Consider the following 16,975-nt stretch of genomic DNA (forward strand, 5'->3'; position numbering starts at 1 on the left):
GAAGGTCGTTCCACTTATCTGGAGGTTGTTGTCATGCGTGCACTCACGGTGAACGAGGTTCCGTCCGTTCCGGCCGTGGCCGAGGTCGACAGCCCGCGTCCGGAGGCGGGAGAGCTGCTGGTGAAGGTGGCGGTGTCGTCGGTGAACGGCTTCGACGCCGCGACCGCGGCCGGCTACTTGCAGGGGATGATGGAGCACCGGTTCCCGCTGGTGATCGGCAAGGACTTCGCGGGCACCGTCGAAGCCCTCGGCGAGGGCGCAGAGGGCTTCGCCGTCGGTGACCAGGTCTTCGGCGTGGTGATGAAGCCGTCCCTGGGCACCGGATCGCTCGCCGAGTACGTCACGGTGCCCGCCGCATACGGCGTCGCCCACGTCCCCGCGGGGCTGGACGTCAAGGACGCCGGCGCGCTGGGCCTGGCCGGCACCGCCGCCTTCGACAGCCTGAGCGCCCTGAACGTCGCCAAGGACGAGACGGTCCTGGTCTCCGGCGCCACCGGCGGGGTCGGCGCGCTCGCCGTGCAGCTTGCCGCCGTCGCGGGTGCCCGCGTGATCGCCACCGCCCGCCCCGGCGCCGAGACCGACTTCGTCACCTCCCTGACCGACGCCGACATCCAGGTCGTGGACTTCACCGGCGACCTCGCCGCGCAGGTCCGCGCGCTCGCCCCCGAGGGCGTCGACACGGCTGTGCACCTGGCCGGCGACGGTGTGCAGCTCGCCGGGCTGCTCAAGCCGGGCGGCCGGATCGCCTCCACGGTCGGCCTGACCCAGGAGGCCGTCACCGCCGACGTGACCGTCCACGGCGTCATGGCCGACGCGAACGCCCAGACCCTGAGCACGCTGGCCGGGAAGGCCGCCTCCGGCGCGCTGCGCGTCCCGGTCACCGCCACCTACCCGCTGGAGCAGGCCGCGGACGCGTTCGCGGCGTTCGGTGCAGGCGCGCTCGGCAAGATCGCCGTCGTCTGCTCCTGACCCACCTCCGCTCCGCCCGCACCACCCGCGCTACGGAAAGAAGAGACTGATCGTGTCCACCATCGCCATCATCGGCGCCGGCCCCGGCATGGGCCTGGCCATCGCCCGCACCTTCGGCAGCCGCGGCTTCGACGTCGCGTTGATCTCCCGCACCCAGGACAAGCTCGACGCCCTGGCCGAGCAGCTCGGCGAGGAGGGCATCACCGCCGAGGGATTCGCCGCCGATGTCATGGACCGCCCCTCGCTGGCCGCCGCCCTCAAGGCCGTCAAGGCCCGGTTCGGTGCCATTGACGTCCTGGAGTACTCCCCGGCTCCGCACGCCCCGGTACCCGGCGTCATCACAGCCGCCCCGTCCGAGACAACGGTGGAGAACCTCCAGCCGCAGGTCGAGTACACCTTCTACGGTGCCCTCGAAGCCGCCCGCGCCGTGCTGCCTGCGATGCGCGAGGCCGGCGCGGGCACGCTGCTGTTCACCACGGGCGGCGGTTCCGTCGACCCCATCCCGATGCTCGGCAACGTCAACGCCGCCGCAGCCGCCCTGCGCAACTGGGTCATCAACCTCAACAAGGAGCTGACCGGCAGCGGCGTGTACGCGGGCCACGTCGCGATCGGCGTGTGGATCGGCGAGGGCGGCCCCGCGGGCATCCCGAACGCCACACCGGAGCAGATCGCCCCCCTGTACTGGGAGCTGCACGAGGCCCGTGACCGTGCCGAGGCCGTCTTCACCGGCTGACCACAGCCGAACCCCCGGGGAGGGGCCGCCTCAGGGCAGCCCCTCCCCGGTCCTCCTCCTTCCTCTTCGGATCTCTTAAGGACCCCATGCTGTGAACGTCTTCCTGTGGATCGTGCAGGTCGTGCTCGCGCTCATGTTCGCGATGGCCGGTGTCATGAAGACCACCCAGCCCAAGGAGAAGCTCGCCGAGAAGCTCCCCTGGGTCAGTGACTACTCGACCGGCACCGTCCGCTTCATCGGCGTTGTCGAGTTCGCCGCCGCACTCGGGCTGATCCTGCCCGCGGCGACCGGCATCGCCCCGGTGCTGACCCCGCTCGCCGCGACCGGCCTGGCCGTGGTCATGGCCCTGGCCATGGTTGTCCACGCCCGTCGCAAGGAATCGTCCGCGATCGGCTTCAACGCCGTCCTGCTGATCCTGGCCGCCCTGGTGGCCTGGGGCCGCTTCGGCCCCCACAGCCTCTGACCCCCACACCGGCAGGGAGCCCTCCGTCATGCGTGTCACCGTCTTCGGTGCCGCCGGTGGCATCGGCCGCCTCGTGGTCCAGCAGCTGCTGGACCAGGGCCACTACGTCACCGCGCTGACCCGCAGCCCGGACAAGCTGAACCTCACCCGCCCCCACCTCGACCTGATCACCGGCCGGCTGTCCGACCGCACGGCTGTCCAGCAGGCCGTGGCCGGCACGGACGCGGTCATCAGCGCGCTGGGCCCGTCGCTGAAGCGGTCCACCGCCGGTACCCAGCTCGCCGACGGCACCCGCACCATCGTCGAGGTCATGGCCGAGGCGAAGGTGAGCCGGTTCAGCGGCCTGGCCACTCCCTCGCTCGCGGACCCGCGGGACAACCCGCACTGGAAGCACAAGGTGCTGCCCGTCATGGCCAAGCCGGCGCCGCGGCAGTCACCGGACGCGGAGTGCCCTGTCCCTCGGGCAAGGCTGCCAGGTCAGGCCGGGTTGATGTTCTCGGCCTGCGGGCCCTTTTGGCCCTGTGTGACGTCGAACGTCACGGCCTGGCCCTCCTGGAGCTCACGAAAGCCCGAGGAGTTGATCGCCGAGTAGTGCGCGAAGACATCCGGGCCGCCCCCGTCCTGGGCGATGAAGCCGAAGCCCTTCTCCGCGTTGAACCACTTCACGGTACCCGTGGCCATAGTCATGCCTTCCAGTCGATGAACGCCTCCCACTCCATGTGGAAGGCAGAGGTGATCGCCCTGGTTCCTGCGGCACAGCACAGCAAAACGCCCACGCCAAGGCGTGGGCAAAGGGGAACTCCGAACCACGACAGCTGACGCAGACGCTACACGGCCGCACACCGCGTCACCACTGGAACGATCACGCCGCGGACCGGGACCGTGCGGGCGGTGTCCGCCGATCCCGGCGGACACGCTCCTCTCATGCCGCGGCCGTGGGGGTCGCCGATTCGGCGGCTCGGCGGTGTTCGGCGTTGATGCGCTGGGCTTCCTCGAGCTGGTCTTCGAGGATGACGATGCGGCAGGCGGCCTCGACGGGGGTCCCGTGGTCGACGAGTTCCCGGGCGCGGGCCGCGATGCGCAGCTGGTAGCGGGAGTAGCGGCGGTGGCCGCCCTTGGAGCGGAGCGGGGTGATCAGGCGGGCGTCCCCGATGGCGCGCAGGAAGCCCGGGGTGGTGCCGAGCATCTCGGCGGCCCGGCCCATGGTGTAGGCGGGGTAGTCGTCGTCATCGAGACGGCCGAACGAGTCGTCTGCTGTCATTGCACCTCTCTGTGGAACGCGTGGAGGGGCCCTGGCGCCATTGGCACCAGGGCCCCGAAGGAACTGCTACACCATCTGCCGGCCCTAGTGCTGCGCCGGCCTTCTGTGTCCGCTGACCCGACCGGGATGCTGCCGGGGGTGCGGGGATCGCGGTTGCTCGACCGGAGACCACCTCACTATCGATGTCCTGCGGTACCCGGGCTCAACAAGCCGCCCGGGCGATCCTGATGGCGCTGAAGTCCTCCGTTCTTCCCTCTGAACCCATCACTTACCAAACGGGTACTGCGTACTGCTTGCACTGCTGATACTGCGAACTGCTGGTGGCCTCGCGAAGCGCCACTCTTCGGCAGCCGGCCCCGTCGCCCGTCCTGCAACTGCTCCGGCTTGGAACCCCACTGCCGAACCTCCCGGTGCGCGCGCCCGCAGCCGACGCCTTCACCGAGGTACTGCTCACCGACTTCACTGCGGGGTACTGCGAACTGCACTTACGGGTACTGCCACTGCGGTACTGCTCGCGGCGGCCCCTGATCACTGCGGGCCACCCGGTCCGGTCGTCAGTCCCGTCGCCGTCCTGCGACAACCCTGGCTTCGAAACTCCACCACCGCACCGTCCTGCGCACTGCAACTGCGTGTACTGCTGCCCGGCAGTTCGTCTCTGCCGGGCCTTGCTCGATCTCGGCTACGAGAGAAACCATAACCACACCACAACCCAATGTCTACTCCGGCGGGCATAGTTTTCTGCGCGCTCGAACATGAGGTAACCCGCCTCGACCGGTCTCTTGATGGTCGGAGCAGCCCCGAAGCCCAGGTCCGGCGGCTCGGAGTGACCCACAGCCGCGCAGCCCGTCGGGCTTCCCTGGGCGTCGCCGACTGCGCCACGGCTACCGTCGGCAGGTGCCGGCCACCGCTGGGCATTCAATGTCGAAGAATCCACGGAGACAGCCCGTCGCCGGCCGGCTGCGGCGATGGCTCAACCCGAACGTGCAGGTCAGGACATCTCAACAACCAGGCTGTCCTGCTCGACCCGTCGCCTGTGCGGAACCAGGCCGAGCAGACCGACAACTTAGGAAACAGCAGGTCAAAGGGCATTTGCCACGGCTCTCCAGAGCTGTCCGGCCCTCGGAGCGTCGAACGAGCGTCACACGTGGTTCCCCTGGCAGCCGACACGCCACCAGCACGGCATGATGCCCCCGGTCGGTCACCGCGCCGGCGAACTGTCGCGGTGGCCCTGGCGCGCGGAATCGAGCGGCCGTGGCCCGGCGGGCCGACCGCGCGTCAGCGTCGCCGCTGGTCGGCCCGCAGCTCGAAGTCGCCGTAGCTGTTGTCGACCGGGTTGACTGTGACCCCGGGCGCGACGATGTCATCGACAGCGTCGAGCACGTCGGTCGGGAGGGCGACGTCGGCGGCGGGCAGGAACGCCTCCAGCTGCTCCATGGTGCGCGGTCCGATGATCGCCGAGGTGACGCCGGGGTGGTTGACGACGAAGGCGACGGCCAGCTCGATCAGGGTGAGGCCGGCCTTCTCCGCCAGGACGGCGAGCTGTTCGACGGCGTCGAGCTTGCGCTGGTTGGCAGGGGTGCTCATGTCGAACCGGGCCTGGGGGCGCGCCGCGGAGGCAGGGCCCTCGGAGGCGTTCTTGCGGTAGCGGCCGGAGAGCCACCCGCCGGAGAGCGGGCTGTAGGTGAGCGTGCCCATACCGTGACGGCGCACGGTGGGGAGCACGTCCTCCTCGATGGCCCGGACCAGGATCGAGTACGGCGGCTGCTCGGTCACGAACCGCTCCAGGTGCCGCTCCCGCGAGGTCCACTGGGCCTCGACGATCTGGGAGCCGGAGTAGGACGAGGAGCCGATGTAGCGGATCTTGCCCTGATGCACGAGGTCGGAGAGGGCGCCGAGGGTCTCGGCCACGTCCGTGTCCGGGCTGGGGCGGTGGACCTGGTAGAGGTCGATGTGGTCGGTGCCGAGCCGCCGCAGGGAGTTCTCGACCTCGCGGATGATCCAGCGCCGTGAGCCGCCTCGCTGATTGGGGTCGTCCTGGTCCATCGGCATGAAGAACTTGGTCGCCAGGAAGACGTCCTCGCGGCGGTCCTTGAGCGCCTTGCCGACGATCTCCTCCGAGACGCCGGCGGAGTACACGTCCGCGGTGTCGACGAAGTTGATACCCGCGTCGAGGGCACGGTGGACGATCCGGATCGAGTCGGCCTCGTCCTCGTTGCCCCAGGGGCCGAACATCATCGCGCCCAGGCAGAGCGGGCTGACCCGGACACCGGTGCGGCCGAGCGGTCGGTACTGCATGAAGTGGCTCTCCTCGATCGATGGTGGTCAGTCGTTCCGGGTGTTGTCGTCGGCCACGCCTACGGCGGACAGCGCCGGGCGAGGGTCGGTGTGGAGCGTGCTCGCCCCGAGCCAGGCCCGTGCGCCGCCGGGCAGGACGTCGCCGATGGGGCAGGGCGGCGCGGGACAGACGGTGCGGCTCAGCCGCCAGGCTGGTGCGCATACCGGAGCCGGGGGCACTGCGACCTCCTTCTGATCATCCTGTGTGTCGTGCCGACATCTTCACGTTAGGTCTGTCCGCTCGGGCCTGCGAGGTACTGCCAGTACCTGGAAGAGCAGTGACTCCCACTCGTGGGCCGACGTGCAGTTACCTGGGAAAGGCCAGAAACTGGCGGTTCAGGACCGGGCCTGAACTCACAGCCGACTCGAAGGAACACCGTGCGCGCAGCACCCACCTACGGGTACGGGGCCGGCGACGTCCGTGCCGGGCGCGTCGCCGACCCGAGCCGTCCGGGCACCACTCAGGTGCCGAGTGACTCGGGGGGCACCACGCCGTCCCCGCCGACGCGCCCGGACCGGCGCGAGCAGCGCGGGGCCCCGGCCCGCTCGACGCTGACCCTCGCGATCATCTGCGTCGGCTATTTCATGGTCATCCTGGACCATGGGCATGGCCTGGCTGAGCCGCCTCGACCTGCACACGCCCTACCTGACGGGAGTGCGTTGCCGATGGTGCTCATAGGCGCCGGCCAGGGGCTGGCGCCGGCCCCGCTGGTTTCCAGCGGCGTCGACGGCGTGGCCCCCGAGGACGCGGGGGCCGGCTCGGGTCCGGTCAACACCGTTCACCAGGCCGGCAGCGCGCTGAGCCTGAGCATCCTGACCGCTGTGGCCGCCGCCGTCTCCACCGGCCGTGCGGCCGCCGACATCGCGTCCCGCTCGGGCGCGGCCCTGACCGGCTCGGCCGCCCTGCTCACCCTGGCGATCATGACCGTACTCACCCTGATCGTGCCCGCACGGGCCACCCGGAACGAAAGGTTCCTGTGATGCAGACCCTCACCCTCAACAACGGCGTCGAGATGCCCGCCCTAGGGCTCGGCGTCTTCCAGACCCCGCCGAACGAGACCCGGACCGCCGTCACGGCGGCGCTCGACCTCGGCTACCGGCACATCGACACCGCCGCCGCGTACGGCAACGAGCGCGAGGTCGGCCAGGCCATCCGCGACTCCGGGGTGCCCCGCGAGGAAATCTTCGTCGAGACCAAGGTCTGGATCAGCGACTACGGCTACGACGAGACCCTGCACAGCTTCGACAAGAGCGCCGCCAAGCTCGGCGTCGACCGGATCGACCTGCTGATCCTGCACCAGGCGCTGCCGTCGGACTTCGACAAGACCCTCGCGGCCTACCGCGCCCTGGAGAAGCTCCTGGCCGACGGCAAGGTCCGCGCCATCGGCGTCAGCAACTTCATGGTCGATCACCTGACCGCGCTGCTCGACGCCACCTCCGTCGTGCCGGCCGTCAACCAGCTGGAGATCCACCCCTACTTCCAGCAACGCGCCGTCCTCGACTTCGACGACCGGCACCACATCCTCAACCAGGCGTGGTCCCCCATCGGCGGGATCACCTTCTACCCGGGCTACGGCGAGAACCGCAAGAGCGTCCTGCAGGATCCGGTGGTCATCGGCATCGCCGAGGCACACGGCAAGAGCCCGGCCCAGGTGCTGCTGCGTTGGGGCCTCCAGCACGGCCGCTCGGTGATCCCCAAGTCGACCAAACGCCACCGGATCGCCGAGAACATCGACGTCTTCGACTTCGAACTCACCGCGGACGAGTTGAAGGCCCTCGACGGCCTGGAGACCGGCCGCCGCGGAGGTCCCGAGCCGGAGAACGTCACCCTCGCCGACTTCGGCCGCGCCATCCCCGAAGCCTGACACCACCTCCTATCCCCGCAGAGGACACAGAAGGTGAGGACCATGACCACCTGGAACGACTCGGACCTGCAGAAGATCGGGACGGCGGAGGAACTGGACCTGGAGTCCGAACGCGCCGACGGCACTCTCCGCGGCCCGGTGACCATGTGGGTCGTACGAACGGGCGACCACGTCTACGTCCGCTCGGTCAAGGGGGTGAACGGCCCCTGGTATCGGGGCACACAGTCCCGCCACCAAGGCCGCATCACGGCCGGAGGCGTCCAGGCCGACGTCGCCTTCCGCGAGGCGGGGCCCGGCGAGTTCGCCGACGTGGACGCGGCCTACCGGGAGAAGTACGGGCGGTACACGAGCATCGTCGAGCACGTGCTGACCGAGCAGGCCCGCGCCTCCACCCTGCGCCTCGAACCCCGCTGATCCCCGACCACCCCCTTGATCGTCACCGCCGGGAGAAACGCTCGTGCGAGCCACCTTCATGGCCTGAGGCGGCCCGGGAACATCTCCTGCCGCCCAACGATCGTCGCCAAGGCTCCGCCATGACGAGCATCCCGGGTTCCGCGGACACCAGCCCCAGGCAACTTCACGATCCGTACTGCTCAGTGGGCTCGACACTCACCTGACGCGCCATCAGAGCGAGCGTCGCGCCTGCCGCGCACCCTTCCCGGCGAAGACCGCCGCAGCATGCTCGCCACCCCTGCACTCCTGGCTGAAACCGCAGGTCGGAGCAATTTGTCCGGCATGCCGCGCACTCCACGTCGTGCACCCACGGAAACAGGTCGGCCCGACCGGACCGAGATCGACAGGAGCAGGAGAAGCTGCAGTTCAGGAGCCCTTTGCGGCGGGCTCGAGAATCGCCACGCACTCCACGTGCGACGTCATCGAAATGACGTCGCATGAAGAGGGAGAAGAGTATCCGCAGGTCAGCGTATGTTCGCGGCCGCTCCGAACGGCCACTCGGCCGCCCGGGGCGTCAGAACAGCGTCACGGCCGGCCAGGGGGATGCCTCTGCTGAGCCATACCAGCGAGGTCTTCCAACAACAGTTCAGCTACCAGTTCCTCGACCACGGCGGTACCGTGCTCTGCCATGGCCCCGGCCAGCTCAAGGTCCCAGGGTGCTTCGGTGATGCGTCCCGGCTGAGGACCGCGTGGGTTGCGGGCGACCGCGGCACGATAGTCCGCTGCCGTCATGCGCCAGGGGCACGCCGACGTCTTGTCCAGGACGTACGCGGCGATGCGGATGCCTTCGCCGTCGAAGTCGCCGTGGTAGCGCAGAGCCGCGCCGTGGTCCGCGAGCATGCGCAGGAACTGGATCGCGGCGCTGTTGGGCCAGCCGGACGTACAGACGAGCGGCGGGCAGCAGGGACCGAAGCGGCGTAGGGCCAGTGCCAGGATGCTGGGGTTCTCCACGACGTGGACGACGGGTACGGGGGCATCGGAAAGGATGAACTCGCCCGGGTGCCGGACGTGGGCGAGGGTCAGACTGGTGGCCTGACCGGCCTCTGCGCACGCTGTGGCCACCCGGGCGAGCAGGCCGTCGCCGACCGGGCGCAGTCCGCCGACGAGGACGGTGGCTGACAGTTCGTCGTCGGCGACACCCGCGCGAGTCCACAGGGCACGACGTTCCGCGGCGGACTGCGGAGGGACGGTGTCGTACAGAGTCGCCAGGGCACGCAGGACGAGTGGGGACAGGGGTGTGCCGTCGTCGAGTGCGTGCGCTCGGCCGCTCAGGACCCGGGCGGCGAAGACGGGCAGGGGTTCTGCCTGGCCGGGCAGTTCGGCGAGCACCTTGAGCGCGTCCGTGAGCAGCGTACGGGTGTGCTCCGCCGAGCCGGCGACCACGCCGGCCGCTCGGCAGGTGGCGGCCCAGTCGGAGAGCGCCGGCTGGGCTCGCACCGTGTCGTGCTCGGCCAGCCAGGTCCACAGCTCGGCCCGCTCGTCCTTCTGGCGGCGCCGCTCGCCGGCTCTGTCGCCGAGCGGGCCGACGAGCTCGGTGACGACTTCTCGTACGGTGCGGCCGGAGAGTTCGGTGACGGCCTCCTCCAGGCGGGTCAGGCGGACCGAGGGGCGTGCGTCCGGCAGGCAATCGAGGCCGAGGAGGTCGGCGAGCGCCTCGCGCTGGGTGTCGTCGAACGGTCCGAGGCGCACCCGTGTGACGGGGCGGCCGGAGGAGAGGCGGCTGTGGAGCGTGTCCCAGAGGGGGCGCAGTTCGGGGCGGCGCAGGGTGGCGTCGCCCGGAGCCGGTTGCGTGGGGATCATCGCTTCGGTACTGGTCATCCCACCTCCAGGTCGCTGCCGTTCCAGACGAAGCGGGCGCTGGTGACCGCGTCGTCGTCCCCTCCGGTGAGGAGTTGGTGGACGGCGATGCCGGGCAATTCGCCGTAGGTGCACCATTCGTGGTCGGAGGTGACCATGAGGTCCAGATCGAGTGCGGTGAGCAGCGCGAAGACCTGTCCGCGATTGACCGTGTCGACACCGACGAAGACCTCGTCCAGCAGGATCGGCCGGGGTGCCAGGGGCACGGCCTCGTAGTGGGCGGCGACGGCTGCGAAGAGGGGCAGGTGCAGTGCGATGGCCTTCTCCCCGCCGGAGAGCGCGCCGTGCAGTTTCTTGGTCAGCGGTTGCCAGCCGGTCCCGTTCGCCCGGTCGAGGCGGACGGTGAAGCGGTGCCAGCCGGTGTAGTCGAGCACCTCACCGAGCTGTTCCTCCCAGCTCGCGGCCGTCTCGCTGCCCTTGGCCTCCTCGATGCGGGCGCGGAAAAAGACGTGCAGGGCCTCCCGGTCGCTCTCGGTGACCCGGCCGGGGTCCTTGAGTAGCAGCTGACGGGCTGTGCGGGTGCTGTCCGGAAGGTCCGGGCGGACGTCCCAGACGAGTTGGACGGCGACGTTGGAGGCGGTACGGACCCGCTCCAGGTGCCCGTTCATGCGGTCGACGAGTTCACCGGCCTGGCGGATGCGGGCCGCGAGGTGGCGGCGGATGTCTCCGGTGAGGATCTGGTCGAACAGGTGCCGCTCGGCAGCCGTGATGTCGTCCCGGCTGCGGTCGCGCTCCTGGGTGAGCGTGCTGAGCAGACCCGTCGCCCCCACCCGCATGCCGTCCAGAGTGGCGGTGAAGAGCTGGATGTCGTCGTCCGGTTCCAGGTCCAGGTCGGCGCGGGCGCCGAGGCGCTGGCGGGCCTCGTGGACCGCTTCGGACAGGCGGGTCGCGGCGTCGCCCAGGTTGCGTGGGGCGTGCGGGATGCCGGGCCACTTCGCCGCTGTGGCACGGGCGGCCTCCAGGGTGGCCTTGGTGCCGTCCCCGGCGTCGAGTGCCGGTGTGATGCCGGCGTCCTCGGCCAGCCCGGCCAGGCACAGGTGCCGGAACCGGTGCGCCGCCGCGTCCCGGGTCGCGACGGCCTGTTCCCGTCGTTCGGTGTCCTGGCCGCTGGTGGCCCGCAGTTCTCCGACCTGTCCTTCCAGGCGCAGCAGGAGTTCGGCGGCCCGGCCGGCCTCCTCACGGCAGCGACGCAGCTCGGTGCGCGCCTCGGCGACCTGTGCGACGATCTGCCGGTAGTCCGCGCCGACGGTGGCTTCCACTGCCTCCAGGCGCGCTTTCAGCCCCGCCGCCTCCGCTTCGGCGGCGGCCGCGTCCTCGGCGCGTTCCTCGGCGGTCCGGCGCGATCGGCCTGCCTGCGCGGCCCGCTGGCGGGCCCGGTCGGCGGCGGCGGTCGCGGCGAGCCGGGCGTCCACCCAGCTGTCGGCGGTGTCCCGGAACCTGTCGATGGCGTCGGAGAGCGTACGTAGCCGGGCGCGGTCGGTGGGCAGCCCGTGTTCGGCGGCCCGGCGGTCGAGCGTGCGCAGGGCGACCGCCACCTCCCTCTCGCACCGCGCCAGACGTCCGGCGACGTCACGCACGGCGTCGTCACGGGCCGCCACGGTGTCCTCCGCGCGGTCCCGGGCACGCGACCGGACGTCGAGTTCCCGGTGGTCGGGGCGGGCGGCGCGGTCGGCATCCAGCCGGGCGCGGCGAGCGGCGAGGCCGCGCAGTCGGTCGTCGAGTGCGGCGAGGCAGGCGTTCGTCTCGCCGATGCGGTCGGTCAGTTCGCCGATCATGCGCTGCCGGGCACGCTGACGTGCGTGGGCGCCGATGTGGGCCGGTTCCGGTTTGCTCCATGTCCCGGTGGCGAGCGCGAGACGCCAGGCGCCCTCGGCGGAGACGGCCGCGGGGTGCCCGCCCGGCAGAGCGGGGCCGTAGGCGATGCCGGCGAGGATGCGGGTCACGGTGTCGGCCGGGACGGGGATGTCCTCCTCGGGCCTGAGCACCTCCAGCAGGCTGGGCCCCGGGGCGGTCGAGGCCAGGGCGGCCTCGGCGCGGGTGTCGTGGCCCGGCAGCGCGAGTCCGTCGTAGGGACTGATCCAGGCGTCCAGGAGACCCGACGCCTCCAGTGCGGCCTCCACCGCGGACTGGACGGGGAGCGGGACACCTTCGCGGAAGGCGACCACTCGCCACAGGGGTGCTCCCGCCGTCGCCGTACGGACGGTGGTGCGGGTGGGCGGGGGCACAGGCGGCAGGTCGGTCTCACCGCTCAGCCGTCGTAGCTTCTCCTCCAGTCGGCTCCGCTCGTCCCGCAGGCCCTGGCGTGCGGCTCGGACGGTGGCCTCCGCCGCGGCGATCTCCTGTTCCAGTGGGCGCGCGGCGACTTCGGTCAGGGCCGTCACCTCGGCCTCAGCCGCTGCTCCGGCAGCGAGTTCATCGGAGTCGGTGATGCGCAGTTCCGTGCAGTTCTCGGCCCAGGCGAGCAGGCGTTCCACCTGTGCGGCAAGGGCGTCGTCCCAGGCGGCGGACGCCTCGTCCCGCTGGGCGATCGCCTCCGCGAGACGGGTGCGGGCCTGGTCCAGCAGTTCCTCGGCCGCGCCTCGGTCGCGTACGGCGCGATCATGCTCGTCGATGGCCTCGGTGACGAGGGTGACCTGCTGCCGTCGGGCGGTGTCCGCGCCGCGCAGCAGTCGACGCGCTTGTCTCGCGCCGTTCTCGCCCGTCGTGCGCGGGACACCGCCCTGGTCGTGTCCCGCGGTGTGCGCGAGGGCCACCGCGGGATCCGCCGCGTCGAGGACCGTCCTCACCTCGTGGTGGATGGACTCCAGCCCTGCTGCTCGGGCCGCCCTTTGTGCTTCCCCGGCGGCTTCGCGCGCGTGCTCGCCGAGTGTGCGGGCCTGGTCCGCAGACTCGTCGGCGTGCCGCTGGTCCTCCTCCGACCGGGCCTGAGCGGCCTGGGCGGCGGCTCGCTGCCTCGTGGCGGCGGCTGCCACGTCTTCGGTGCGGCGGCGGAGCCGGTCAAGTTCCTCGCCCTGCTGGTACGCGTCGCTCTCGCGCAGGCCCTCGACGGTCTCGTCCAGCGCGTGCGCGCGCAGCTCCTGTTCCTCGCGCCGAGCCTGGGCCGACCGGCGTTCCGCCAGCGCCTGTTCGAGCTTCTCGGCGCTCTGGCGGGCGACGCGGGTGCGGTTGTCCATCTCGGTCGTGGCCGAGACGAGCGCGGCGGAACTCGCACGCAGGACCCGCCGCGCGTAGGCCTGTTGCCGGGACGCGACGGTCTCGGCGGCCGTCACCTCGTCGTCGAGCCGCTTGAGGTGTTCGCGCTGCCGGTCGAGCCTCTCGAAGCCCTCGGCGAGTTCGGCGATCTCCCCCTCGCCCAGCGGGGGCAGGGCACGGGACAGCAGGGTGGAGAGCAGGGACGGGTCGAGCCGCTCCGACAGTTTGGGCTGACGCAGCTGGAGCAGCGCGGACAGCAGCGACTCGTAACGTTGCTCCCCCATCCCCGCGAAGAGTTCACGCCGTACGGCCGTGCGGTAGTCGGTGGCGGAGACATGTACGTCGCCGCGGTCGCGGAGGGCTTCGGCGAGGGCGGCCCGGGTCAGTGGCTGTCCCGCCTCGTTGACGAGGAGCACACCGCCGGGATGGGCGATTCTGGAGCCGGTGGTGAAGTAGTCGGCGTGTACCGCGCTGGTGTGTACGCTCGCCTGCAGACGCGCCCCGCAGCCGAACCACCGCTCGGTGCCGTCGTCACCGACGCGGCGGAACTCCATCCACACGTATCCGACGCGGGTCTTGCCGGAGGCGCCCTCGCCCAGCAGGTTCCAGTGCATGGTGCGTTCCGAACCGCCGAACGTGGACAAGCGGTTGGGGCGGAGGCTGGCGTCGAAGAGGAACGGCAGCAGCAGTTCCAGGGCCTTGGACTTGCCCGAACCGTTCTGGCCGCGCAGCAGCAGGCGGCCCTGGTGGAAGGCGAACGTCTCGTCGTAGTAGCGCCAGACGTTGAGGATGCCGGCGCGGTGGGGCTGCCAGCGGCCACCGGCGGCGTCCGCCGCTCGGGCGGCTCCTGCCACGGCCGGTTCGGTGGGCTCCGGCCGACGCGGGAAGGGAAGCTCTGTCACGCTCACTGCTTGTCTCCTTCTGCGGCGACGCCTTCGGCAGCCGTACCGCCTGCCGCCTGGGGGGAGGTGGCGTCCCGGTCCGAACTCGTCGTCTCCGTCAGGCGGTAGCGGTATGCGGCCGGGCACGCGACGACACGCCCCCCGGCCCGGCGGGCCAGGCCGACGTCACGCAGTACGTGTACGGCGTCGTCGGACAGCCGGGCCGCGCCGTCCTCGGACTGATACGCCTTGGCCCACCGCGGGAAGCGCCGCAGCAGATCCGCTCCGGCCTCGGCGAGCTGCTCGGGCAGCAGCCCGGCGGGCGCGGCACACAACGGCTCCAGGAGGAGCAGCGCGGCGACCCGGGCGGTGGACGTGTCGTCGGGGAAGCGGACATCGGTGGCCAGCCCGTCCGGATCCACGAGCAGGAAGCCCTCGGCTCGTTCCTCCAGCAGGAAACCGGCCTGCTCGACCGAGCGGCGCAGGATCTGGCGTCCGGTCAGGGAGGTGACGTACGCCAGCTCATCGTCGGTGAGGTCCGTGCGGTACAGCACGGGGTCGTCGAAGAGGCGGCGCAGTACCGAGTGGCGCAGTCTCAGGTTGCGTTGCGCGTCCGTGGCGGCCCTTTCGCCGTGCGCCTCGTCCGCCGTGCCGTCGGCGGGGGCGCCGCCGTAGCGGCGCTCCCGCACCAGACCGGTGAGGAGTTCCCCGAACCGCGCGGGCACCTCGTCCGGGGCTACGGCGAGCCGGGAGGCGCCGACGGGCGCGGCGGGCAGCCGCATCAGCAGCGTGGTGTCCACCCGGTAGAGGACCTTCGCCTCGGCTGACTCGACGTACGCCTCGGTGGTCCCGTCGACCGCGCGCAGCACGTCGTACGACTCCAGCAGTTTCAGGACGTCGACGAACGCCATCCGCTCCGGCTTGTGCACCGGGTCGAACGCGGCCAGCGCCCGGTCGGCCGACGTGGCCTGCACGACACGGTCGGCGAGCATACCGATGGTCGTCATCGGCATGGACAGCAGCTCGGCGGCGGTCACGCACAGCAGCACGTAACGCCGGCGGTCGAACGGGGCCCGGCCGGAACGGGCCCTGCGGGCCGGACGGGAGCCGTCCGGGTCGGCACGGATCTTGGTGAGGCGGGCGTAGCCGCGGCGCGGTTCCACCACCAGGCTCCAGCCGCAGGTGTAGTCGAACCACTGGGCCAGCGGCTCGCGGCGGCGGCGTACCAGTTCGAAGCCGGCCGGGTCGGTGGCCTCGGTCAGCAGGGGCCGGGCCAGCAGGAGACGGATGGCGCGGGCGACCTGTTCCCGTTCCGCGGCGGCGAGTTGGTTGGCGAGGGTGCTCATCCGGCTGCCTCCCGCCGCGCGGCGCCCGGCCGTGGGAGGGGGCTCACCGCGTCGGCCGCTGTGATGACCACGACGTAGTCCGGTCCGGCGAGTGTGCCCTTCGTCGTGCGCAGTACGGCGGTGCGCTCGTCGGGAGGCGGGGACAGCGCGATCTCCACCCGGCCGTCCCCCGTCGTGGCGCGCCGCGAGCCGGACGCGTCCGGCCGGGCGGCCAGGGCCCGGCCCACCAGGTCGAGCAGCCGCTCGAAAACGGCGGGATCCAGTGTGCCGAAGGAGGACAGGCGCACGGGGCCGTCCGTTTCCAACGCCTTCCAGGCCCAAGCGAGTTCGGCCCGTTCCGCGCGGGCCCGCTCCGCGCGCTCGGCCCTGACCGCCGTGACGTCCCGCACCCTGGCCGTGCGGGTGAAGCGCTCCGTCCGTCCGCTGGTCCGCAGCAGCGCCGACACCTCCACGGGCGGGGCCTCGGACCAGGAAGGGGACGACGGGATCAGCTCCGGGTCCGGGTGTGCGAGGTGGGCGTGGCGCGCCGGGCCGAGTCCGAAGGCCGCCGACCACAGCCGGTGCAGGTCCTCCTCCGCCGGGGCCGCGGCGAACCAGCGCGCCAGCTCCCGGAAGTCCTGTACGGCGCTGGAGGAGCGGCGCCGTGACTCGTTGATCCGCTCCAGGACCTGCAGGAGCGAGACGATGGCGCGCCGGGCGATGTCGTGCAGCTGCTCGATCCTGGGCCGTGCCCCGTCGTCCGGCAGGAACCACGCCCGCAGGCCCGCCCAGCGCGCCCGCCTGCTCTCCAGCCAGCCGGCCGCGGGGTCCTCACCGGCGACCGGAGGCAGTTCGGCCCCGCGCAGGGCGCGCTCGCGCAGCACGGCGGTCCCCCGCTCCTCCACCCGGGCCACGGCGGCGGCGACCGCCTCTCCGCGCCGGTCGAGGTTGACCAGGAACTCCTGGAGGTACGCGACGGTGGCGGCCTTGACCTCGCGGAACACCTCCAGGTCCGCGCCCTCGGCGCGCAGGAGGCGCTGCAGTTCTCCGTTGAACGCCTTGGTGTTCTCCACCAGGGCTTCCAGGTGCGCCTCCAGCTCGCGCAGCGTGCTGAAGATCCGCCGGTCGGCGGAGGCGGGTTCGCCGGACAGCAGGCACAGGTCGTCCAGGCGGTCGGCGATGGCCTCCAGCACGGCCGTCTGCAACGCCCCCGTGGAAGCCAGCACCTCGAGCGCGTGCCGCACTCCGGCGAGAGCCGCCTCGCCCCGGCGGGTCAGCGAGTACTGGAGGTTGCGCCGCTCGTACTCCTCGGCCGTGCGGTAGTTCTCCGCGTGGTTGTGCACGACGTCCAGGAGCTCCCACGTCACGAGCCGGGCGAGCGCGTCGTGCAGTTCCCCCTCGTCGACGGCCGCCACCCAGCCCACCAGGCGCAGTCGCTCGCGTACCGCGTCGGGCCCCAGCGTGGTTTCGAGGTGCTCGCCGGCCATGCCGAAGGCGTCCAGCACCGCCCCGTACAGATCGGCCTTCTCCCCTGTCGTGAACCGGAACATCTCCGGTGGCACCCTGCGCATGCCTGTCGTCCCTCCCCACCGCCCCGGCGGCATCGGCGATCTCCACCGTAGAGGGCGGCACCGACATCACG

At 71.5% G+C, this 16,975-nt stretch carries 14 protein-coding genes and 1 pseudogene; 7 read left to right on the plus strand and 8 right to left on the minus strand.

The annotated features are described in order from the left end of the window. Window positions 1-33 precede the first annotated feature (33 nt). The 4 genes and pseudogenes from ACIF80_RS23610 to ACIF80_RS23625 form a co-directional block, all read left to right on the plus strand. A complete protein-coding gene (locus ACIF80_RS23610; protein WP_399807874.1) occupies window positions 34-969 on the plus strand; it encodes an NADP-dependent oxidoreductase in 936 nt (311 codons plus the stop codon). Between the two features lie 52 nt (window positions 970-1,021). Further along, on the plus strand, window positions 1,022-1,702 hold the full coding sequence (locus ACIF80_RS23615) for an SDR family NAD(P)-dependent oxidoreductase (protein WP_399807877.1): 681 nt from the start codon (window positions 1,022-1,024) through the stop codon (window positions 1,700-1,702). Window positions 1,703-1,793: 91 nt separating this feature from the next. Then, window positions 1,794-2,165, plus strand: coding sequence for a DoxX family protein (locus ACIF80_RS23620; protein ID WP_399807880.1), 372 nt, complete (start codon window positions 1,794-1,796; stop codon window positions 2,163-2,165). 28 nt (window positions 2,166-2,193) lie between these two features. Then, a pseudogene (locus tag ACIF80_RS23625) lies at window positions 2,194-2,556 on the plus strand (NAD(P)-dependent oxidoreductase); the annotation flags it as partial. An 86-nt stretch (window positions 2,557-2,642) separates the two neighbouring features. On the opposite strand, the gene ACIF80_RS23630 reads toward ACIF80_RS23625, so the two are convergent. The 4 genes from ACIF80_RS23630 to ACIF80_RS23645 form a co-directional block, all read right to left on the minus strand. Continuing rightward, on the minus strand, window positions 2,643-2,846 hold the full coding sequence (locus ACIF80_RS23630; protein WP_019072426.1) for a cold-shock protein: 204 nt from the start codon (window positions 2,844-2,846) through the stop codon (window positions 2,643-2,645). Window positions 2,847-3,087: 241 nt separating this feature from the next. Beyond that, a complete protein-coding gene (locus tag ACIF80_RS23635; RefSeq protein WP_399807883.1) occupies window positions 3,088-3,426 on the minus strand; it encodes a MerR family transcriptional regulator in 339 nt (112 codons plus the stop codon). A gap of 1,275 nt (window positions 3,427-4,701) precedes the next feature. Next, window positions 4,702-5,721 (minus strand): aldo/keto reductase, encoded by a 1,020-nt coding sequence (locus ACIF80_RS23640; protein WP_399807886.1) that lies wholly within the window; start codon window positions 5,719-5,721, stop codon window positions 4,702-4,704. A 27-nt stretch (window positions 5,722-5,748) separates the two neighbouring features. After that, window positions 5,749-5,940, minus strand: a complete 192-nt coding sequence (locus ACIF80_RS23645) for a hypothetical protein (protein ID WP_399807889.1) — start codon at window positions 5,938-5,940, stop codon at window positions 5,749-5,751. 198 nt (window positions 5,941-6,138) lie between these two features. On the opposite strand from ACIF80_RS23645, the gene ACIF80_RS23650 reads away from it, so the two are divergent. The 3 genes from ACIF80_RS23650 to ACIF80_RS23660 are packed head-to-tail and all read left to right on the plus strand — an operon-like array spanning window position 6,139 to window position 8,039. Then, window positions 6,139-6,741 carry a hypothetical protein gene (locus ACIF80_RS23650; RefSeq protein WP_399807891.1) on the plus strand — a complete coding sequence of 201 codons (603 nt, stop codon included), beginning with the start codon at window positions 6,139-6,141 and terminating at the stop codon, window positions 6,739-6,741. Continuing rightward, the gene (locus tag ACIF80_RS23655) at window positions 6,741-7,625 is read left to right on the plus strand and encodes an aldo/keto reductase (RefSeq protein ID WP_399807894.1); all 885 of its coding nucleotides are present in this window, start codon (window positions 6,741-6,743) and stop codon (window positions 7,623-7,625) included. The genes ACIF80_RS23650 and ACIF80_RS23655 overlap by 1 nt, the downstream gene beginning before the upstream one ends. Before the next feature lie 42 nt (window positions 7,626-7,667). Further along, complete coding sequence (locus tag ACIF80_RS23660) at window positions 7,668-8,039, plus strand: DUF2255 family protein (RefSeq protein WP_399807897.1); 372 nt, start codon at window positions 7,668-7,670, stop codon at window positions 8,037-8,039. A gap of 564 nt (window positions 8,040-8,603) precedes the next feature. On the opposite strand, the gene ACIF80_RS23665 is transcribed toward ACIF80_RS23660, so the two are convergent. Genes ACIF80_RS23665 through ACIF80_RS23680 form a run of 4 tightly spaced genes read right to left on the minus strand, consistent with a single transcriptional unit; the run spans window position 8,604 to window position 16,904 of the window. Continuing rightward, window positions 8,604-9,896 (minus strand): TIGR02679 family protein, encoded by a 1,293-nt coding sequence (locus ACIF80_RS23665; protein ID WP_399807900.1) that lies wholly within the window; start codon window positions 9,894-9,896, stop codon window positions 8,604-8,606. After that, entirely contained in the window at window positions 9,893-14,035 is a 4,143-nt protein-coding gene (locus ACIF80_RS23670; protein WP_399807903.1) for a TIGR02680 family protein, read from the minus strand. The genes ACIF80_RS23665 and ACIF80_RS23670 overlap by 4 nt, the downstream gene beginning before the upstream one ends. Next, window positions 14,032-15,354, minus strand: a complete 1,323-nt coding sequence (locus ACIF80_RS23675) for a TIGR02678 family protein (RefSeq protein WP_399807906.1) — start codon at window positions 15,352-15,354, stop codon at window positions 14,032-14,034. Before ACIF80_RS23675 ends, ACIF80_RS23670 begins: the two co-directional genes overlap by 4 nt. Next, entirely contained in the window at window positions 15,351-16,904 is a 1,554-nt protein-coding gene (locus ACIF80_RS23680; protein ID WP_399807909.1) for a TIGR02677 family protein, read from the minus strand. Before ACIF80_RS23680 ends, ACIF80_RS23675 begins: the two co-directional genes overlap by 4 nt. Between the last annotated feature and the right edge of the window lie 71 nt (window positions 16,905-16,975).

Source organism: Streptomyces sp. NPDC085927 (assembly GCF_044540975.1).
In the GTDB taxonomy this organism is placed as follows: Bacteria; Actinomycetota; Actinomycetes; order Streptomycetales; family Streptomycetaceae; genus Streptomyces; species Streptomyces hirsutus.